The organism is Glycomyces mayteni (assembly GCF_042428885.1).
GTDB lineage: Bacteria > Actinomycetota > Actinomycetes > Mycobacteriales > Micromonosporaceae > Glycomyces > Glycomyces mayteni.
This window is the reverse complement of record NZ_JBHMBP010000003.1, coordinates 254,357-274,693: the sequence shown is the minus strand read 5'-3', so window position 1 is coordinate 274,693 and position 20,337 is coordinate 254,357. Positions and strand designations below refer to the sequence as shown.

Here is a 20,337-nt window from a genome sequence, read left to right as displayed (position 1 = left end):
TAGGAAGGACGACTCGTGACTTACGTAATCGCCGAGCCGTGCGTGGACCTGCTCGACAGGGCCTGCATTGAAGAATGCCCCGTCGACTGCATCTACGAAGGCAACCGCAAGCTCTACATCCACCCCGACGAGTGCGTCGACTGCGGTGCGTGTGAGCCGGTGTGCCCGGTCGAGGCGATCTTCTACGAGGACGACGTCCCCGAGGAGTGGGCCGCCTACACCAAGGCCGACGTGGACTTCTTCGACGACCTCGGCAGCCCCGGCGGGGCCTCCAAGGTCGGCAAGATCGACAGCGACGTCCCGTTCGTGGCCGAGCTGCCCGCGAAGGCGGAGTAGCCCCGTGGCGCTGCGCCGCCTCCACGGCGCCTCGCCCGCGCGGCGGCTGCCGCGCTTCCCGTGGGACCGCATGGCCCCGTACAAGGAGCGCGCGGCCGCGCACCCCGACGGCCTCGTCGACCTCACCGTCGGCGCGCCCGTCGACCCGGTGCCCGACTCGATCCAGGCGGCGCTGCACGAGGCCGCCGCGATGCCCGGGTACCCCACGGTCGCGGGGCCACCCGAGCTCGGCGCGGCGATGCGCTCCTGGCTGCACCGCCACACCGGCGTCGCCGAGGACGTCGCGGTCCTGCCGACCGTCGGCTCCAAGGAACTGGTCGCGAACCTGCCGTTCCAGCTGGGGATCGGGCCCGGCGAGACCGTCGCCTACCCCGAGATCGCCTACCCGACGTACGAGATCGGCGCGATCCTCGCGAAGGCCGAGCCGGTCCCCGTGGCCGACCCGCGCGACGCCGCGTCCTCGCGCCTGCGCCTGGCGTGGATCAACTACCCGACGAACCCCACCGGCGAGACCGCGTCCGTCGAGCACCTGCGCGGCCTGGTCCGCTGGGCCCGCGACTCCGGGATCGTCCTCGCCTCCGACGAGTGCTACCTGACGCTCGGCTGGGACGACGACCGCCCGCCGGTGTCGGTCCTCGACCCGCGCGTCAACGACGGCGACCTCACCGGCCTGCTCGCCGCGCACTCGCTCTCGAAGCGCTCGAACCTCGCCGGGTACCGCTCCGCGTTCCTCGCCGGGGACCCCGCGCTCGTCGCCGACCTCCTGGAGATCCGCCGCCACGCGGGCTTCATGGTCCCGTGGGCCGTCCAGCGCGCCACGATCGCCGCCCTCCACGACGAGGAGCACGCGATCGCCCAGCGCGAGCGGTACGGGCGCCGCCGCGAGGTCCTGCGCGCCGCCGTCGAGTCCGCCGGGCTGCGCATCGACCACTCGGGCGCGGGCCTGTACCTGTGGGCCACCCGCGACGAGGACTGCTGGGACACCGTCGCCTGGCTCGCCGACCGCGGCATCCTCGCCGCCGCGGGGGAGTTCTACGGCGCCAAGGGGAACCGCCATGTGCGGCTGTCCCTGACCGCGACCGACGAGGCCGTCGCGGACGCCGCGCAGCGCCTCAAGTGAGACGGCGCCGCGGACAAGACGCGGGAAAGGGGCCCGCAGCAGGATGCTGCGGGCCCCTTCCACGTTGCGTCCGTTAGTCCTTCGGGACCGCGGGCACGTCGACCGGCGGGTCGACGGGCAGGCCCGGGTCCGGCACGGCGCCGGTCACGGTGGCGAGGATGTCCTGGCAGGTCTGGGCGAGCGCCCCGATGTCCGGGAGCGGCGAGTCGCCGCCGGGCACCGGCAGGTCCGGCGCGGGCACCGGCAGCGGCGGGAGCTGCTCGTACTCGTCCTGGCTCTCCGCGGGGATCTCCGCGCCGGCGTCGAGCGCCGCCTGGAGGTCCGTGAGGCAGGTCGCGAGGTCGGTGAGCGCCGTCGGGTCGGGCAGCCCGCCCGGCAGCGGCGGCGGGTCGACCGGGAGCGGCGGAAGCTGCTCGCTGGCGACGGTCTGGACGGGTTCTGCGGTCTCGGCGGCCCCGACCGCCGGTGCGGCGGCGAGGACGGCGAACGGTACGGCGGCCCCGATGAGGACCGCTCGCCAGGTGTTCTTACGTGCTCCGTTGGACGTGGACTGTGCCATGAGGATTGCTCCTGTGGATCGTCGGCGCCCCCGGCTCAGGTGCGGTCCTGCCTTGACCGTCGGTGAGAACGGCCCGACCGCCCCGTCGGCACCGGGATGCCTAACTTTCCGTAGGACTTTAGGTACTCGCCGGAAACCGCGCACAGGTTCGAGAGAATCCACCGGGCAAATACCGACATCCTGCCCGACCGGACCGCCCTGAGCAGGGGGATCGCCGCGAAATCGCTTCGTCCGAAACCCGACAGTGAAAACAGAAGCGATTGGCGGGCGTCGGACCCTTCGGCCACACTGGTCGGGTGACTGACTCGCTGCTCATCGGACGCGACCACCCCGCCTCCGCCCTGCGCGCGGCCGCCGACCGCACCGCGGCCAGCCACGGCGGCCTCGTCCTCGTCGTCGGCGAGGCCGGCATCGGGAAGACCGCCCTGGTCACCGAGGCCGCCGCGGGCCGCCGCGACGACCTCCTCGTGGCCTTCGCGACCTCCTGGGAGTCCGAGGCCGTCCCCGACAACTGGCTGTGGCTCCAGGTCCTGCGCTCCCTGCGCGGGCGCCTCGGCGACGACGTCTGGCGGTCCCTGCGCCCCGCCCCCGCCGTCGACGTGTTCCTCGGCGAGGGCGAAGGCGCCCGGCCCGTCGAGTTCGAACTCCACGACGCCGTCACCCAGCTGCTCATCAACGCCTCCCGCGTGCGGCCCCTCCTCATCGTCCTCGACGACCTGCACTTCTCCGACACCGCCAGCATCGAACTGCTCAAGTTCGCCTGCCAGCACACCTTCTTCGAGCGCATCCTCTTCGTCGGCACCTACCGCGACTCCGAGATCGACCCCGGCCACCGCCTCCGCGGCCGCATGCTCCAGCTCGTCTCCAAGGCCGCCATGGTCGGCCTCGACGGCCTCGCCGACGACGGCGTCGCCGCCCTCGTGGAGGCCACCGTCGGCTCGGCCCCCGACCCCGGCACGGTCGCCGAGATCACCCGCCGCACCGGCGGCAACCCGTTCTTCGTCGAGCAGACCGCCCTCCTGTGGGCATCCGGCCAGCCCGTCGACGCCACCAGCGCCGGGATGCGCGACGCCCTGCGCCGCCGCCTCGACCAGCTCCCCGAACCGATCCTGAAGATGCTCGTCCTCGCCTCCGTCGGCGGCCGCGAGTTCCACGCCGGGATCATGTCCCAGGCCTCCGGCATCGACCTCCAGCAGATCGAGTGCGCCCTCGACACCGCCTGCCAGACCCGCCTCGTCCGCCGCGAGCGCGACCGGTACGTGTTCGTCCACGACCTCGTCCGCGAGACCCTCTACAACACGATGGAGACCGACGAGGCCGCCCACCACCACGGCTGCGTCGTCCGCGCCCTCGTCGCCGACGAGTCCCTCCAGAAGCACATGCTCATCACCGAGATCGCCCACCACGCCTGGCTCGCCGGGGACGACCTCGACCCGGAGACCGCCGTCGACCTCATCTCCCGCGCCGGCGCCAGGTCCAGCTCCTGCATGAGCTTCGGCGGCGCCGAGAAGTACTTCCGCCGCGCCGTCGAGCGCTGCACCCCCGCGATGGTCCGCCAGCGCGTCGTCCTGCGCCTCCAGCTCGGCGAGGCCCTCCAGTGGCTCAAACGCGAGCCCGAGGCCCGCGCCCTCTACGCCCTCGCCCTCCAGGAGGCCGAGGACCACGGCGACCCGATGCTCCTCACCCGCGCCGCCATGGACGTCCCTCAGAACGAGCGCATCGACGACCTCATGCGCCTCAAGGCCATCGCCTACGAGGGCCTCGCCGGGGAGCCCGCCGACCCCGCCCTGGAGCACGAGGCCCTCACCCGGCAGCTCCTGTACCGCTTCATGATCGCCGCCCGCGAACGCGGCGACGACGACGAGATCGCCTTCGGCCTGTGGGCCACCCACGCCGCCACCTGGGGCCCCGGCACCGCCGCCCGCCGCCAGGAGATCGTCGAGGAGCTCGCCGAGATCACCCGCCGCACCGGCGACGAGGAGATGCGCCTCCTCGCCTCCTCCCTGCGGTGGGTCGTGCTCCTGGAGCAGGGCGACCCGGCGTTCCTCGCCCAGCTCGCCGAGTTCCGCTCCCTCGCCGAGGCCGGCGAGTCCGAGCGCTGGCACGGCGGGTCCCACGTGGACCAGGCGGTCATCGACATCGTCCAGGGCCGCTTCGCGGAGGCCGAGGCCCACATCGACGGCGCCGCGGGGCTCGTCTCCGACGACCGCGCCTACCAGGACCTGCTGGCCCACCTGCGCTGGGAGCTCCAGCTCGCCCGCGGCGGGGTGCCCGACGACGTCCACGGCGTCCGGCACGGCACCTTCGGCCACTGGCACGGCGACCTGCTGGCCGCCATCGCTGCCCTGCGCTCGGGGGACACGGCGCGGGCCCGCGCCGTCCACGAGCGACTCCTCGCCGCCGAGGACCTGTTCGGGTCCTGGGAGTCCCTCATGCTCCGCTTCGAGGCCGAACTCGCCGTCGCCGACGACGACCCCGACCTCGCCCGGGACGTCCACGACCGACTCGCGCCCTACGCGGGCGAATGGCTCGTCGCCATGTGGGGCACCAGCATCAGCGGCCCCGTCAGCCACTGGCTCGGCACCCTCGCCGCCTTCCTCGGTGAACCCGACCGCGCCGCCGCCCACTTCGCCGCCGCCGCCAAGCAGTCCGACCTCCTCGGCGCCCGCCCCTGGGCCGACCTCGCCCGCGAGCACGCCGCCCGCCTCGCCGACCGCACCGGTCCCGCCCGCGGCCGGACCGCCCTCGTCGCCGACCCCGCCCTCGACTCGACCGGCCCCGTCGGCGGCCGGGGACTGTCGTACCCGCCGGGCACCGTTGCAAGCGGGGGCGACCGGGAACGCGAGCTGCGCTCGCCTCTCGCGCCCGCCGCCGGGAACGTGTTCCGCCGCGACGGCGCCACCTGGACCCTCGCCTACGCCGGGGCCGTCCTCCACCTGCCCCACGCCAAGGGCCTCGCCGACCTGCGCGAACTCCTCTCGCGCCCCGGCGAGGAGATCGCCGCCGCGGACCTGCTCGACCCGTCCGAGGCCGTCGCCGCCGACGCCCGCCTCGGCGGGGACGCCCTCCTCGACCCCGAGTCCCGCACCCGCTTCCGCGAGCACCTCGAAACGCTCGACGAGCAGATCGACACCGCAGCCGCGATCGGCGACGACGCCCGCGCCGCCGCGCTCGACGCCGAGCGCCAGGCCCTCATCGAGCACCTCAAGGCCGCCACCGGGCTCGGCGGCCGGTCCCGGCGCCTCGGCGACAACCACGAGCGGGCCCGCAAGTCCGTCACCAACCGCATCCGCAACACCCTCAAGAAGATCGAGGACGGCCACCCCGCGCTCGGCGGCCACCTGCGCGCCGCCGTCACCACCGGCTCCTCGTGCGCCTACCGGCCCGGACCCGACGCCCCGAAATGGAGCCTGTGACGCGAAGGGGCCGGGAGGGCTTCAGCCCTCCCGGCCCCGCCGGGTGTTTTCGATGAAGCTCACTTGCGGTTGTAGGCCCGCAGCGTCAGGAAGCCGAACACCGCGATGAACCCGGCCGACCAGATGAGCGTCGTCAGGACCGCCCCCGACGGGGACGTCCCGTCGAACAGGCCGCGCACCCCGTCCACGAGCTGCGAGATCGGCGTGTTCTTCACGACCGGCTGGAGCCAGCCGGGCATCGTGGAAGGGTCGACCATGATGTTCGACAGGAACGTCAGCGGGAACATGATCGACATCGAGATCGACATGACGGTCTTCTCCGACCGCGTGATCAGGCCCAGCCAGGTCCACACCCACGAGAACGCGAAGCAGAACACCAGCAGGAGCCCCACGCCCAGCAGCACGCCCGCCGCGCCGCCCTCGGGCCGGTAGCCCATGATCATGCCCGTGCCGAACATGATCGCGCCCGCCGCGGCGTACCGGAACATGTCCGCCAGCAGGTACCCGACCATCGGCGCGGCCCGCCAGATCGGCAGCGTCCGGAACCGGTCCGAGACGCCCTTGTTGATGTCGATGTTCACCGACATGCCCGTGTAGATCGTCGTCATGACGATGCTCATGACCATGATCCCCGGCAGCAGGAACTGCAGGTAGTCGCCGGTGCCGCCCGCAATCGCGCCGCCGAACAGGTACGTGAACATCAGCAGCATGATGATCGGGAACACCAGGATGTCGCCCAGCTGCTCGGGCACGTGCTTGATCTTCAGCATCGAGCGCCACGCGAACGCCCGCGCCGACGCGAACGCGCTCGGCGGCGCCGGCCGCTCGCCCTGGTTCAGGAGCTTGCGCAGCCGCTCCTTCTCAACAGGCGCCGGCGCGTCCTGATCGGTGCTCGTCTTCGTCTCGGTGAAAGCCATGATCGGTTCGTCCTCTGTCTCTCTCAAGTGGGCTGTCTAGGCGCCGACGCGCTCGGTGAGGGCGAGGAAGACCTCGTCCAGGCTCGGCTGGCCGAGCGAGAAGTCGTCGACGAGGATGCCGGCCTTCGCCAGCTCGCTCAGCGCGTGCGCGCCCTGCACGGCGTTGTCCTGCCCGGGCAGCAGCCGCGCGGTGAGCGCCACCGGGTCGTCGTCCAGCTCCACCTCCGCGTCCAGGGCCTCGGCGAGGACGGTCCTGGCGTGCTCGCGCTGGTCGGTGTGGTGCAGGCGCAGCTTGATCGAGCCCGCGCCCACCGAGGACTTCAACTGCCCCGGGGTGCCCTCGGCGATGACCTTCCCCGTGTCGATGACCGCGATGCGGGACGCGAGCTGGTCGGCCTCCTCCAGGTACTGCGTCGTCAGCAGCACCGTGGTGCCCTCGCCGACGATCGTGCGGATGACCTCCCACACCTGGTTGCGGCTGCGCGGGTCCAGGCCCGTCGTCGGCTCGTCCAGGAACAGCAGCTTCGGCGTGATGATGATCGACGCCGCGATGTCCAGGCGCCGCCGCATCCCGCCCGAGTACGACTTGACCTGCTTGCCCGCCGCGTACGAGAGCCCGAACGCGTCCAGCAGGTCCCCGGCGCGCGACCGCGCCGCGGGCTTCCCGAACCCGTACAGCCGCGAGAGCAGCACCAGGTTCTCCGCGCCCGTCAGGTCCTCGTCCAGCGACGCGTACTGCCCCGTCAGGCTCACCTGCGTGCGCACCGCCGACGGGTCCGACACGATGTCGTTCCCGAACACCGTCGCCGTCCCCGCGTCCGGACGCAGCAGGGTGGCCAGCATCCGCACCGTCGTCGTCTTCCCCGCCCCGTTCGGCCCGAGCACCCCGTACACGGTCCCCGCCGGGACCTCCAGGTCCACGCCGTCGACGGCCTTGATGTCCTTGAAGTGCTTGACGAGCCCCTCGGCCCGGATCGCGGTCTCGCTTGCCATGGTCGGCCTCCTGAGTGAATATCTGCCTTCACTCCAGAGGCGCTACACGCCCGCCAGAAACCGCCGGGCCCCGCTACACCGGATGTAGCGGGGCCCGGGAACGGGTCGAGACGGCGTCAGTCGGCGAGGTGCTTCGGGCGCACGACCAGCCAGAACAGCAGGGCCGCCACGCCGCAGCCGACCGCGATCGCCGCCGCAGTGGTGTTCCACACGCCCGGCAGCGACAGCTCGTAGAACCGCGCGAACGGCGGCACCGCCAGCACCAGGACGAACGCGCCCGCGCACACCCCGACCAGCAGGCCCTTCCACCACGTGTACGGCTTCGCGACGATCGCCAGCGCCACCAGCGCGAGGCTGAACAGCGTGATCGCCGCCGTCGTCTGCGGCTGCTTCGAGTCGTAGCCGTCGTGCGCGAGCGACGCCAGGTACACCGCGAACGTCGGCACCGCGCAGCAGATCCCCGCCGGGATCGCGAACTTCAGGACCCGCTTCACGAACCCGGGCCGGGCCCGGTCGAACGTCGGCGCCAGCGCCAGGAAGAACGCCGGGATGCCGATCGTGAACGCGTTGATGAGCGACTGGTGGATCGGCAGGAACGGGTACGGCAGCGGGTCGTTGCCCGCGAACCACGCGATCGACGCGCCCACGGCGATGAACAGCGCCAGCGCGATCGCGTACACGGTCTTGGTGAGGAACAGGTTCGAGACCCGCCCGATGTTCCCCAGCACCCGGCGGCCCTCGGCCACCACGTGCGGGAGCGTCGCGAACTCGTCGTCCAGCAGCACGACCTGCGCGACCGACCGGGCCGCGGCCGAACCCGAGCCCATCGCGATCCCCAGGTCCGCGTCCTTGAGGGCGAGCACGTCGTTGACGCCGTCGCCGGTCATGGCCACGGTGTGCCCGCGCGACTGGAGGGCCTTGACGAACGCCTGCTTCTGGTGCGGCTTCACGCGCCCGAAGATCGTGGCCCGCTCCAGCAGGTCCGCGAGCTCCTCGGGGTCCTCGGGGAGGCGCCGGGCGTCCACGGTGTCCGCGGCGCCCTCGACGCCGAGCTGCGCCGCGACCGCGCCGACCGCCGCCGGGGAGTCCCCGGAGATGATCTTGACGGCGACGCCCTGCTCCTTGAAGTAGGCGAGCGTCGCGGCGGCGGTGGAGCGCAGGCGCTGGCGCAGGACCACGAGGGCCTGGGCCTTCACGCCGGTGACGCCGCCCTTGGTGGACGCGGACTCGGCGGTGACGAGCGAGAGGACCCGCAGGCCCTGCGCGGCGAGCATGTCGGCTTCGAGGAGCACCGGGTCGCCGGCGTCCAGGAGCACGTCGGGCGCGCCGAGGAGCCAGGTCCCGTGGTCGGTGAAGCGCGTGCCCGACCACTTGCGCGCGGAGGAGAACGGCATGACGTCGATGACCCGCCACCGCGGGTCCGCCACCGACTCCTCGGCGAGGTGGGCCTCGACGGCCTGCATGGTCGGGTTGGGGCTGTCGTCGGCCGCGGCGAGCGCCGCGAGGGCCTCCAGGGACGCGGCCCGGTCGCCGCCCTCGATGGGGCGGATCTCGTCCACGTCCATGCCGCCCTCGGTGAGCGTCCCGGTCTTGTCCAGGCACAGCACGTCGGTGCGGGCGAGCCCCTCGATGGCGGGCAGCTCCTGCACGAGGCACTTGCGGGCGCCGAGGCGGACCACGCCGACGGCGAACGCCACGGAGGTGAGGAGCACCAGGCCCTCGGGGATCATCGGGACGATCCCGGCGACGGTGGAGACGATGATGTCGCGCCAGTTCTGCGCGTCGGCGGCCTGGCTGACGATGAGGAGGATCGCGATCGGGACGATGAGCCAGTTGATGAGCTTGATGAACCGGTTGATGCCCTCGCGCAGCTCCGAGCGGGCCAGCGTGAACTTGCTGGCCTCCTCGACGAGCTTGGCGGCGTAGGAGTCCGCGCCGATGTGCTCGGCCCGGAACAGGCCGGTGCCCGCGACGGCGAAGGACCCGGACCTGACGGCGTCCCCGGGGGCCTTCGCGACCGGGTCGGCCTCGCCGGTGAGCAGCGACTCGTCGATCTCCAGGTTCCGGGACTCCACGACGGGCCCGTCCACGACGACGCGGTCGCCCGGCTCGACGAGCACCAGGTCGTCCTTGACGATCCGGTTCGGGTCGATCTCCTGGACCTCGCCGTCGCGCAGGACCTTCGCCTTGGCCTGGTTCATGAGCGAGAGCTTGTCGAGGGTGCGCTTGGCGCGCAGCTCCTGGATCGTGCCGATGAGGATGTTCGCGATGATGACGCCCGCGAACAGGCCCTGCTTCCAGCCGCCGAACGTCACGGCGATCACGGCCAGCACGCCGATGACGGCGTTCAGCGGGGTGAACAGGTTGGCGCGCAGGATGGCCGAGAACGGGCGGCTCGTGTGCCGCTTGGCCTCGTTGACGGCTCCGGCCTCGACGCGCTCGGCAACCTCTGCGGCCGTCAGGCCGCGGTCGCCTGCCAGCATGGGTGTTGTCACGTCGACAGCTTATGCGACGTTCGCCGTCCTGTATCAGGGCCGAAGGACCGGGATTTCGCAATCGCCCCATCGGCCGTCCGACCGATGCCGCGGCGGCGGAATCCGATTGCGGCCGGGCGGGGCCCGGCCCGTAGAATCCCTGATTATGGCCAATGTACTCACACCGCAGGGCGAGGACTTCCCTCGCTGGTACCAGGACGTCATCGCCAAGGCCCAGCTGGCAGAGAACGGGCCGGCGCGCGGCTCGCAGGTGATCCGTCCGACCGGCTTCGCCCTGTGGGAGCGCATGACGGCCGAGATGGACGCCCGCATCAAGGAGACCGGCACGGAGAACGCCTCGTTCCCCCTGCTCATCCCCGAGTCCTACTTCACCCGCGAGGCCGACCACGTCGAGGGCTTCGCGCCCGAGCTGTGGATGGTCACGCACGGCGGCGGCAAGGAGCTCGAAGAGAAGCTCGCGATCCGCCCCACCTCCGAGACCGTCATCGGCGAGTACATGGCGAAGTGGGTGAACTCCTACCGCGACCTGCCCCTGCTGCTCAACCAGTGGTGCAACGTCATGCGCTACGAGCTGCGCACCCGCCTGTTCCTGCGCTCCTCGGAGTTCCTGTGGCAGGAGGGCCACACCGTCCACGACTCCTATGAGGACGCCCACGCGTTCACGCTGCGCATCCTCCACGAGGTCTACGCCGACTTCATGGAGAACGTGCTCGCGCTGCCCGTGCTGCGCGGCATCAAGACCGAGGCCGAGCGCTTCGCCGGGGCCCTGAACACGTTCGCCGTCGAGTCGCTCATGCGCGACGGCAAGGCCCTCCAGATGGGCACCTCCCACGAGCTGGGCCAGAACTTCGCGAAGGCCTTCGACATCCAGTTCCAGGGCAAGGACGGCAAGCAGGCCCACGGCTGGACCACCTCCTGGGGCACCTCCACCCGCATGATCGGCGGGCTCATCATGGGCCACGGCGACGACGCGGGGCTGCGCGTGCCCCCGAACCTCGCGCCCGTCCAGGTCTGCGTCATGGCCGTCAAGGACACCGACGAGGTCCAGACCGCCGCGCGCAAGGTCTTCGACGAGCTCAAGGGCGACGGCCTGCGCGTGCGCCTCGACGACCGCGCCGACGTGGCCTTCGGCCGCCGCGCCGTGGACGCCGAGCTCAAGGGCTACCCGGTCCGCATCGAGATCGGCCCCCGCGACCTCAAGAACGGCGAGGCCACCGTGGTCTCGCGCGTCGAGGGCTCCAAGCAGACGATCCCGCTCGGGATGCTCGCCGAGGCCGTCGCCGCCGCGCTCCAGGGCGCGCAGGAGCAGCTGTGGAACGAGGCCCTGGAGTTCCGGGAGTCGCACACCGCCGACGCGGCCACCGTCGAGGAGGCCGTCGAGGCCGCCCAGACCGGCTACGCCCGCCTGCCCTGGGACGCCTGCGGCGTCGAGGGGGAGCGCAAGGCCGCCGAATCCTCGGTCACCGTGCGGGTCCTGCAACGCGAGGACGGCTCCGTTCCGGACTCCCTGGATGAACCCGGTCTCATCGCCTACCTCGCCCGGTCGTACTGATCGACCCGTGCGCTAGACTCGGTCGCTGTACATGAGCTTTGGGACGGGTGCCCTCTCAACAACCGTGACGCAAAGCCAGGTTTCAGTGCGAACGCAATCCGGAGTGATTCCCCTGGAAGGCGTGCGCGCTGCGTGATCCTTATTACAGGAGTAACAAGAACGTGGCAGTGAAGATTCGCCTCACGCGCATGGGGAAGATCCGTACTCCCCAGTACCGCATCGTCATCGCCGACTCGCGGGTCAAGCGAGACGGCAAGGTCATTGAGAACGTCGGGATCTACCACCCGAAGGAGAACCCGTCCCGGATCGAGGTCAAGTCCGACCGCGTCCAGCACTGGCTCTCCGTCGGCGCCCAGCCGACCGACCAGGTCAAGGCCATCCTCCGCAAGACCGGCGACTGGCAGCGCTTCAAGGGCCTGCCCGAGCCGGGACCGCTGAAGGTCGCCGAGCCGAAGCCCGAGAAGGAGTCGCTGTACGTGGCGGCCCTCAAGGAGTCCGGTATCGACCCGTCGAAGGCGTACGTGTCGGAGGAGGCCGCCAAGGCCGGCGACACGAAGCCCGCGTCGAAGTCCAAGAAGTCCGCCGAGAAGGCCGACGAATCCGCTAAGACTGAAGAGGTCAAGGCGGAGGCCGCCGAGGCGTCCGACGAAAAAGGGGAGTAGACCGTGCTGCGACCAGCGCTTGAACACCTTGTGAAAGGCATCGTCGATCACCCTGACGATGTCCGTGTCCGTCTGGTCGACTCGCGTCGCGGCAAGCGCCTGGAAGTCCGGGTCAACCCGGACGACCTGGGCACGGTGATCGGCCGCGGCGGCCGCACCGTCAACGCGCTGCGGCAGGTCATCGGCTCGATCGGCGGTCGCGGCATCCGCGTCGAGGTCGTCGATTCCTACTGAGTCCTGACACGACAGCCCCGGGGTTCGCCTCGGGGCTGTCGTGCTGCATGGAGAGGCAAGCAATGGCAGAGGTCGTGGTCGGCCGGATCGTGCGCCCCCACGGGCTGCGCGGCGAACTCGTCGTGGAGGTCCGCACCGACGATCCCGAAGCCCGGTTCCAGCCCGGCGTCGAGTACGCCACCAAGAACGGCCCCCTGAAGGCCGTCACGGTGCGCTGGCACCAGGGCCGGCCCATGGTCGGCTTCGAGGGCGTGCCCGGCCGCACCGAGGCCGAGCTGCTGCGCGGCGTGCTGCTCTCGGTCGACGTGGACGAGGACGACCTCGCCGACGACGAGTTCCGGGACGACGACCTCGAAGGGCTCAAGGTCGTGGAGGCCGACGGCGCCGAGGTCGGCACCGTCGCGCGCGTCGAGCACGGCGCGGGCCACGAGACCCTCGTGGTCCGGCGGCCCGGCACCCACCCGGCGCGCATCCCGTTCGTCGCCGAGATGGTCACCGAGATCGACTTCGAGGCCGAGGTCATCACCGTGGACCTGCCCCCGGGCCTGCTGGAGCTGTAGTGAAGATCGACGTCGTCACCGTCTTCCCCGAGTACCTCGCCCCCCTCGACCTCTCGCTCATCGGGCGCGCCCGCGAGCGGGGCCTGCTCGACCTGAACGTCCACGACCTGCGCCGCTGGACCCACGACGTGCACCACTCGGTGGACGGCGCCCCCGCGGGCGGCGGCGCCGGGATGGTCATGAAGCCGCAGCCGTGGGGCGAGTGCCTCGACGAGCTCGTGCCGGGCGAGGAGAAGCCGCGCCTGCTCGTCACCAGTCCCGCGGGCAGGCCCTTCACGCAGGCGATGGCGCACGAGCTGGCGGCCGAGCCGTGGCTCATGTTCGCCTGCGGCCGCTACGAGGGCATCGACCAGCGGGTCGTCGAGTACGCGTCCGAGTCGATGGAGGTCACCGAGGTCTCCATCGGCGACTACGTGCTCTTCGGCGGCGAGGTCGCGGTCCTCGCGATCGTCGAGGCCGTGGCGCGCCTGGTCCCCGGGGTCCTCGGCAACGCCGCGTCCCTGGACGACGAGTCGCACAACGCGGGCCTCCTCGAAGCCCCCGCCTACACGCGGCCCGCCGAGTGGCGCGGCCACGAGGTCCCGCCCGTCCTCCTCTCGGGGGACCACGGCAAGGTCGACCGGTGGCGCCGTGAGCAGGCGCTCCTTCGCACCGCGCGGGCCCGCCCGGATTTGCTGGAACGGCTCGACCCGGGTAGCCTCGACAAACGTGACCGGGTCCTCCTCGAAGGAGCCGGGCTCGCCGCCCCGGAGCAGGGTGTGGCAGAGTAAGACGGTTCCCCGTGACGTCCCGCCCGTTCAAGCGGTACCTCTCCCGGATCGGAACTTCTGAACTTCTTCGTCAACGAGGGTTGAAACCAATGAACATTCTGGATGAGCTGAACGCCGCCTCCATGCGCGCCGACGTGCCGGACTTCCGTCCCGGCGACACCGTCAAGGTCAACGTCCGGATCCAGGAAGGCAACCGGTCCCGTGTCCAGGTGTTCCAGGGCGTCGTGATCCGCCGCCACGGCGGCGGTCTCGGCGAGACCTTCACGGTCCGCAAGATCTCCTACGGCATCGGCGTCGAGCGCACCTTCCCGGTGCACGGCCCCATGGTCGACTCGATCGAGATCGCCATGCGCGGCAAGGTCCGCCGCGCCAAGCTCTACTACCTGCGCGAGCGCAAGGGCAAGGCCGCGACCAAGATCAAGGAGCGCCGCGAGGTCTGATCCTCACGCGTCGTCGGAAGGCCCCGGGCACCCGCCCGGGGTTTTTCCATTTCCCGTGTTCTCCGCTACGCTCACCGCATGAGTCCCGGTTCCTCCGACGGGGCGAAGGGACCCCGCCGCATCGACTGGAGCCGCCTCCCCGGCCCCGGCGGGCCCGGCGCCCCCGTGCCCCCCAAGGGCCCCGCGAAGCCGCAGGGCCGCCCCGGCGTCCCGTTCGCGGGCCGCCCGGCCGCCACCGACGCCACCCAGCGCCTCCGCGGCCCGGAGGGACCGACCGGCGCGCGCGACCGGGTCTCCGCCTCCCACGACCGCGTCACCGGATCGCACGACCGGGTCTCCGCCTCCCACCGCGTCGTGTCCGGCGCGCACGATGCCGTCGGGAAGCCGAAGCAGGAGTCCGAGTCCCGCCTCTCGCAGCCGCACAAGCGCCAGTACCTGTCGCTGTGGATCGAGCTGCCGCTGCTGCTCGTCGTCGCGTTCTCCGCGGCGGTCCTGTTGCGCACGTTCGCTGTGCAGCCCTTCTACATCCCGTCCGGCTCGATGGAGCAGACCCTCCAGGAGGGGGACAAGGTCCTCGTCCTCAAGCTCACCACGACGCTGCGCACCCCCCAGCGCGGCGAGGTGGTCGTCTTCCGCGGCACCGACTCCTGGGACCCCGAGTACCGGCCCGCGGGCGGCGACGGCGGCGTCCTCGACGACATCACCACCGGCGTCCTCGACCTCATCGGCCTCGCCGAGCCCGACGAGAAGGACTTCATCAAGCGCGTCATCGGCGTCGGCGGCGACACCGTCATGTGCTGCGACGCCGACGGGAACGTCGTCGTCAACGGGGTCTCGCTCCACGAGGACGAGTACGTGTACGACAACGCGCCCGTCGAACCCGAGCCCGGCACGTGCCATTCGCGCCGCTTCGACCAGGTCACCGTCCCCGAGGGGGAGGTGTGGGTGATGGGGGACCACCGCGGCAACTCGAAGGACTCGCGGTGCCAGGGCCCGGTCCCGGTGGAGAACATCATCGGCCGGGCCATCGCCCTGGTGTGGCCCACCGACCGGGCCACCGAACTGGAGATCCCCGACTCGTTCGACGCGCTCGACGGGACCACCGGAACCGAAGGGGCCCAGTCCGCCTCGGCCACCGCCGGGGACGGCCTCCCGGCGGCGTGGGGCACCGCCTGGCACGCACCGCCTTCGTTGCCCGCCACCGCGACCACCGCCCCTGCCGTCGGAGCGCGAGCGCGTAGACTCGCACCGTGATCGAAGAAGGGCAGGCGCCCGGCGCCGACGGCGAGGGCGCCGAGGAGACCTCCGACAAGCAGCAGCCGAAGAAGAAGGGGTCGTTCTGGAAGGAACTGCCCATCCTCCTCGGCGTGGCCATCCTGGTGGCGATCGTGGTGCGCACGTGGGTCGTCCAGACCTACTACATCCCGTCCGGCTCGATGGAGAACACCCTCCAGATCAACGACCGGGTGCTCGTCAACAAGCTCGTGTACGACTTCTCCGAACCCGAGCGCGGCGAGATCATCGTCTTCACCGCGCCCGAGTCGTGGCGGTCGGTCATGGAGGAGGACGAGTTCATCAAGCGGGTCATCGCCGTCGGCGGCGACCACATCGTGTGCTGCGACGACCAGGGGCGGATCACCGTCAACGGGGTCGCCCTCGAAGAGGACTCGTACCTGTTCACCAACCCGGTCACCGGCGAGCAGGACCCGCCCTCGCAGGACCCGTTCGACGTGGTCGTCCCCGAGGGGCGCCTGTGGGTCATGGGCGACCACCGCTCGGCCTCGGGCGACTCGCGCGAGCGGTTCATCCGCACCGGCGGGAACGTCGACGCCTCCACCATCGAGGTCGACGCCGTGATCGGCAAGGCGTTCGTCCTGTTCTGGCCCTTCGGCGACTTCAACTGGTTCTCCATCCCGGAGACCTTCGACGACGTCCCGGACCCCTCCTGACCGTGCTCCGCCCGGCCCCTTCCCGGATGCGGCGCGACGGCGACCTGTACGCGCTGGAGGCCGCCCTGACCCGGCGCGGCCTCGGGCCGGTCGCCGGGACCGACGAGGCCGGCCGCGGCGCGTGCGCCGGGCCCCTGGTGGTCGCGGCGGTGATCCTGCCGCCGAGCGCGCGACTGGAGGAGCTGAACGACTCGAAGCTGCTCACCGAGGCCGCGCGCGAGCGCGTCTTCGAGCGGCTCCACCGCTCCCGGGCGCTCATCGCCGTCGTCAGCTACACGCCGCGCGAGATCGACCGGCGCGGCGTCGGCGTCTGCAACCTGGAGGGCATGCGCGTCGCCGTGGCGCGCCTGCCCGAGCGGCCCGGGTACACGCTCACCGACGGCTTCCCCGTCCCGGGTCTGCCCGGGAGCCTCGGAGTCGTCAAGGGCGACCGCACGGCCGCGTGCGTGGCCGCCGCGGGCGTGGTCGCGAAGGTGACCCGGGACCGGATCATGGCCGAGCTCGACGCCCGCCGCCCCGAATACGGCTTTGCAGTCCACAAGGGATACGGGACGCCCGCGCACGAGGAGGCCATGCGCCGCTTCGGCCCCTGCGACGAGCACCGCTTCTCGTACGCCAACGTCGCCGCGCTCGCCGTACCCGCCCCCGCCTGAACCCGGCCGACCGGGTCCGCCCGGCGTGAATCCGGGGCTTGCAAGGCAAGCCGCGTCCGCGGCGGGGCATGCGCGCACTATCGTGGTTACCGTCGCATTGAAGGAGGAGCGTTGAGCGCCGAGGACCTCGAAAAGTACGAGACCGACATGGAGTTGCAGCTGTACCGGGAGTACCGGGACATCGTGCGGCAGTTCACCTACGTCGTCGAGACCGAGCGGCGGTTCTACCTGGCAAACGCGGTCGAGGTCAACGTGCGCGGGGCCGAGGCCGAGACCTACTTCGAGGTCGAGATGAGCGACGCGTGGGTCTGGGACATGTACCGCCCCGCCCGCTTCGTGAAGCACGTCCGGGTCCTGACCTTCAAGGACGTCAACGTCGAGGAGCTCGACAAGCCCGACATGACCCTGCCGTAGAGGACGGGCCGCGCCCCGCGGCCCGCCGCTACCATTGGTCCGGTGTCCACACTCCGTGATGTGATCAGCGCGCACACCGACCTCACGTCGAACTCCGCGGCCCACCTGCAACGGCTCGTCGCCGAATGGCAGCTCCTCGCCGACCTCTCCTTCGCCGACTTCCTCCTCTGGGGCGCCGTCAAGGACCACCCGGGCCGGTACGTGTGCCTCGCCCAGGTCCGGCCCACGACCGGCCCCACCGCGTACGAGGAGGACCAGGTCGGGCGCCTCCTCGAAGGCGAGGACGCGAAGCACCTGAGCGTCGCGTACACCGAGGGCCGCATCTTCCGCGAGGGCGACCCGGTCTGGCGCGGCGACGTCGCCGCCCGCCACGAGGCCATCCCGGTGCGCCGCCGCGACCGCAGCCAGGTCATCGCCGTGGCCGCCCGCGACACCAACCTCTCGGACACCCGCAGCCCCTCCCACCTGGAACTCAACTACCTCAAGACCGCCGACTACCTGGTGCAGATGCTCACCGACGGCGGCTTCCCGCCCCCCCTGCTGCCCGGCGAGCCGACCACCGCCCCCCGCATCGGCGACGGCCTGGTCCGCATCGGCGCCGACGGCCTCGTCCGCTACGCCTCCCCGAACGCGCTGTCCGCATACCGCCGCATGGGCGTCACCGGCCACCTGCGCGACCGCGACCTCGCCGAGCTCACCCGCAGCCTCCCCTCCAGCCCCGATGCGGGCGCCGACGCCGCGCGCCGCATCGCCGACGCGCTCGCCGGGGGCACGCCGCGGCGCAAGGAGATCGAGGCCCGCGGGGCCACGGTCCTCATGCGCGCGCTGCCGCTGCGCCCCGGCGGCAAGGCCGCGGGCGCGCTCGTCCTCGTCCGCGACATCACCGAGGTCCGCCGCCTCGACCGCGAGCTGGTCACCAAGGACGCCACGATCCGCGAGATCCACCACCGCGTCAAGAACAACCTCCAGACCGTGGCCGCGCTCCTGCGCCTCCAGGCCCGCCGCGTCGGCTCGCCGCAGGCCCGCCTGTCCCTGGAGGAGTCGGTGCGCCGCGTCGCCTCGATCGCGCTCGTCCACGAGACGCTCTCGCAGTCCTCGGACGAGTCCGTGGGCTTCGACCAGATCGTCGACCGCGTCGCCTCCATGGCCGTCGAGGTCTCCGTGGCCGAGTCGAAGGTGACGCTGCGCCGCGAGGGCACCTTCGGGGTCCTGCCCTCCGAGTACGCGACGCCGCTGGTCATGGTCGTCAACGAGCTCATCCAGAACGCGGTCGAGCACGCCTACCCGCCCGGCCAGGACGGCGAGGTCGTCATCGGCGTCGAGCGCGACGGCGACCACTTCCGCGTCACCGTCTCCGACCACGGCAAGGGCCTCCCCGAGGGCTTCCGCATCGCCGACTCGACCCGCCTGGGCCTCCAGATCGTCCACACGCTCGTCACGGGCGAGCTGCGCGGCACCATCGACATGCGCCCGCGCGCCGAAGGCGGCACCGAGGCGGTCGTGGACTTCGCCCTCCAGTGACGAAGGAGCCGGACGGGCGAAGCGGTCGGCACGGCGCACTCCAGTAGGAGCACCCGGCGTTCTCCCCGGGTTCGGGCCCTGAACCTGCTACAACAGTCCCAGTAGTCGCCACTGTGGACTGGAGGACGCCATGCCCGCGACCCGATCGCGCCCCGTCGCGCTGCGGGCGGCCGTCACCGCCGCCGCGGTCTTCGTCGCGGGCGCCGCGTACATGCTCGCCGTCCCCGGCGCGCTGGCCGCGCCGTTGCCCGGCGACATCGGCCCGTGCGCCGGACTCGACTGCCCTGACGAGTACCCCGACGACAACAACAACGGCGGCGTCATCGGCTACGACGACTCCGTGAACGTCTTCGTCGGCGGGTACTTCCACGTGCGCGGCACGGCCGCCGAGTCCGAGGGCCGCAACGTGGTCCTCGGCGACTTCGACCAGGCCAAGAGCGGCGGCGGCGCGGCGTACAACGTGGGCATCGCCGGGGTCGGCTCCCGCGTGCCCCCGCCGGACGGCTCCGACTACCTCGCTGTGGGCGGGGACCTGAGCGTCGCCTCCGGGCAGCGGCTCCTCGCGGAGGAGGGCTCGCACTCGGGCGTCGTCCGCGTGGCCGGGACCGCGACGGGCGAGGTGAATCCGGACGCCGTCACCGACGCGGCCGCGGTCGACCCCTACGACGGCCTGCGCGACGACCTCTCGGCCGCCAGCCACTGCTACGCCTACCCCAGGGACGGCGTCCGGCGCACCACCACCGGCACCGTCCAGAACCTCGGCTACGAGACCGTGTTCACCGGTGACGGCACTTCCTCGCTCCAGGTCTTCGCCGTCGACGCCGACCTCGTCTCGGGCACCGGCGGCCAGCAGGCGCTGCGCTTCGCGGGCATTCCGGCGGGCGCGACGATCCTCGTCAACCTCTACGGCGACGCCCGCACGCTGAACGTCAACTCCGGGCCGGAAGTCCAGTACCGCTCGCGCCTGCTGTGGAACTTCCCCGACGCCGCGGAGGTGAACCTGCGCGGCACCACCCAGTTCCAGGGCTCCGTGCTCGCCGGGGAGCAGTCGTCCACCACCGAGGTCACCATGTCGGGCACCAACGGCCGCATGCTCCTCACCGGGAACCTCGTCCACGGCTCCAGCTCTCAGGGCGGCTCCGGGCAGGAGCTCCACGCCTACCCGTTCGACGGCGACCTGCCCGAGTGCGAGGACGACAACCCCTCCACGGTCCCGGTCAACAGCACCGACGTGCCGACCACCGACGACGCCACCACGGACGGCCCGACGACCGAGGAGCCGTCCACGGACGGGCCCACGACCGACGAACCGACCACCGACGGCCCGACCACCGGAGGCACCAGCGAGGGGCCCTCGACCGGGACCGCCACGAGCGAGCCCGCGACCCTCGTGACCAGCGGCGGGCCCGGCGGCCTCGCCGGGACCGGCGCGCGTCTCGCCCTGCCGCTCGGCGTGGGCGCGGCGCTCGCCGCGGTCGGCGCCATCGTCGCGTTCGCTGCGAGCCGCCGCACCGCCGAGGAGTGACCGCCCGGCGGTGACGCGCGCGAGGTGTAACAACCGTCCCGCACACCGGTACGGCCGGGCCCCGCGACCACGGGGCCCGGCCATACGCGTGTCACGCTCATGTGACCTGCTGTCCAGGGAGCGGGACGTCGAGTGCAGTGGACGGGAACCTGTGTCATGCTTCTAGGCATGTCTCGCGCACACGGGCTCCGACTGGTGGCACGCCGCCACGTCGACTTCTG

Annotated in this window: 19 protein-coding genes; 15 read left to right on the top strand and 4 right to left on the bottom strand. The window is 71.8% G+C overall.

Annotated features, from left to right (window positions below):
* The first annotated feature begins 15 nt into the window (after positions 1 to 15).
* A complete protein-coding gene (gene fdxA / locus ACFFXY_RS13800; protein ID WP_382351301.1) occupies positions 16 to 336 on the top strand; it encodes a ferredoxin in 321 nt (106 codons plus the stop codon).
* Between the two features lie 4 nt (positions 337 to 340).
* Positions 341 to 1,456, top strand: a complete 1,116-nt coding sequence (gene dapC, locus ACFFXY_RS13795; protein WP_382351298.1) for a succinyldiaminopimelate transaminase — start codon at positions 341 to 343, stop codon at positions 1,454 to 1,456.
* Between the two features lie 73 nt (positions 1,457 to 1,529).
* Here the strand turns inward: dapC and ACFFXY_RS13790 are convergent, their stop codons facing one another.
* On the bottom strand, positions 1,530 to 2,015 hold the full coding sequence (locus ACFFXY_RS13790) for a hypothetical protein (protein ID WP_382351295.1): 486 nt from the start codon (positions 2,013 to 2,015) through the stop codon (positions 1,530 to 1,532).
* Between the two features lie 296 nt (positions 2,016 to 2,311).
* On the opposite strand from ACFFXY_RS13790, the gene ACFFXY_RS13785 reads away from it, so the two are divergent.
* On the top strand, positions 2,312 to 5,431 hold the full coding sequence (locus ACFFXY_RS13785; RefSeq protein WP_382351293.1) for an ATP-binding protein: 3,120 nt from the start codon (positions 2,312 to 2,314) through the stop codon (positions 5,429 to 5,431).
* 59 nt (positions 5,432 to 5,490) lie between these two features.
* Here ACFFXY_RS13785 and ACFFXY_RS13780 read toward each other — a convergent pair whose 3' ends face one another.
* The 3 genes from ACFFXY_RS13780 to ACFFXY_RS13770 form a co-directional block, all read right to left on the bottom strand.
* Positions 5,491 to 6,348 carry an ABC transporter permease gene (locus ACFFXY_RS13780; RefSeq protein WP_382351290.1) on the bottom strand — a complete coding sequence of 286 codons (858 nt, stop codon included), beginning with the start codon at positions 6,346 to 6,348 and terminating at the stop codon, positions 5,491 to 5,493.
* A gap of 36 nt (positions 6,349 to 6,384) precedes the next feature.
* A complete protein-coding gene (locus ACFFXY_RS13775) occupies positions 6,385 to 7,341 on the bottom strand; it encodes an ATP-binding cassette domain-containing protein (protein WP_382351287.1) in 957 nt (318 codons plus the stop codon).
* A 116-nt stretch (positions 7,342 to 7,457) separates the two neighbouring features.
* On the bottom strand, positions 7,458 to 9,836 hold the full coding sequence (locus tag ACFFXY_RS13770) for an HAD-IC family P-type ATPase (RefSeq protein WP_382351284.1): 2,379 nt from the start codon (positions 9,834 to 9,836) through the stop codon (positions 7,458 to 7,460).
* A gap of 145 nt (positions 9,837 to 9,981) precedes the next feature.
* Here ACFFXY_RS13770 and proS point away from each other — a divergent pair, with 145 nt between their 5' ends.
* From proS to ACFFXY_RS13710, 12 genes are all read left to right on the top strand, one after another.
* Positions 9,982 to 11,388 (top strand): proline--tRNA ligase, encoded by a 1,407-nt coding sequence (gene proS, locus ACFFXY_RS13765; RefSeq protein ID WP_382351281.1) that lies wholly within the window; start codon positions 9,982 to 9,984, stop codon positions 11,386 to 11,388.
* Positions 11,389 to 11,549: 161 nt separating this feature from the next.
* Complete coding sequence (gene rpsP, locus ACFFXY_RS13760; RefSeq protein ID WP_382351278.1) at positions 11,550 to 12,050, top strand: 30S ribosomal protein S16; 501 nt, start codon at positions 11,550 to 11,552, stop codon at positions 12,048 to 12,050.
* Positions 12,051 to 12,053: 3 nt separating this feature from the next.
* A complete protein-coding gene (locus ACFFXY_RS13755) occupies positions 12,054 to 12,284 on the top strand; it encodes an RNA-binding protein (protein WP_026922808.1) in 231 nt (76 codons plus the stop codon).
* A gap of 47 nt (positions 12,285 to 12,331) precedes the next feature.
* Entirely contained in the window at positions 12,332 to 12,844 is a 513-nt protein-coding gene (gene rimM / locus ACFFXY_RS13750; RefSeq protein ID WP_382351274.1) for a ribosome maturation factor RimM, read from the top strand.
* A complete protein-coding gene (trmD, locus tag ACFFXY_RS13745; protein WP_382351271.1) occupies positions 12,844 to 13,614 on the top strand; it encodes a tRNA (guanosine(37)-N1)-methyltransferase TrmD in 771 nt (256 codons plus the stop codon). Before rimM ends, trmD begins: the two co-directional genes overlap by 1 nt.
* 89 nt (positions 13,615 to 13,703) lie before the next feature.
* Entirely contained in the window at positions 13,704 to 14,054 is a 351-nt protein-coding gene (rplS, locus tag ACFFXY_RS13740; protein ID WP_359943764.1) for a 50S ribosomal protein L19, read from the top strand.
* Positions 14,055 to 14,132: 78 nt separating this feature from the next.
* Complete coding sequence (gene lepB, locus ACFFXY_RS13735) at positions 14,133 to 15,308, top strand: signal peptidase I (RefSeq protein ID WP_382351268.1); 1,176 nt, start codon at positions 14,133 to 14,135, stop codon at positions 15,306 to 15,308.
* The gene (lepB, locus tag ACFFXY_RS13730; protein WP_382351265.1) at positions 15,305 to 16,003 is read left to right on the top strand and encodes a signal peptidase I; all 699 of its coding nucleotides are present in this window, start codon (positions 15,305 to 15,307) and stop codon (positions 16,001 to 16,003) included. The genes lepB (ACFFXY_RS13735) and lepB (ACFFXY_RS13730) overlap by 4 nt, the downstream gene beginning before the upstream one ends.
* Before the next feature lie 26 nt (positions 16,004 to 16,029).
* The gene (locus ACFFXY_RS13725) at positions 16,030 to 16,656 is read left to right on the top strand and encodes a ribonuclease HII (RefSeq protein ID WP_382351262.1); all 627 of its coding nucleotides are present in this window, start codon (positions 16,030 to 16,032) and stop codon (positions 16,654 to 16,656) included.
* A gap of 111 nt (positions 16,657 to 16,767) precedes the next feature.
* A complete protein-coding gene (locus ACFFXY_RS13720; RefSeq protein ID WP_382351259.1) occupies positions 16,768 to 17,070 on the top strand; it encodes a DUF2469 domain-containing protein in 303 nt (100 codons plus the stop codon).
* 42 nt (positions 17,071 to 17,112) lie between these two features.
* Positions 17,113 to 18,591 (top strand): sensor histidine kinase, encoded by a 1,479-nt coding sequence (locus ACFFXY_RS13715; protein ID WP_382351256.1) that lies wholly within the window; start codon positions 17,113 to 17,115, stop codon positions 18,589 to 18,591.
* A gap of 130 nt (positions 18,592 to 18,721) precedes the next feature.
* Positions 18,722 to 20,116: a choice-of-anchor A family protein gene (locus tag ACFFXY_RS13710; RefSeq protein ID WP_382351253.1), complete on the top strand. Its 1,395-nt coding sequence runs from the start codon at positions 18,722 to 18,724 to the stop codon at positions 20,114 to 20,116.
* Positions 20,117 to 20,337: the final 221 nt, after the last annotated feature.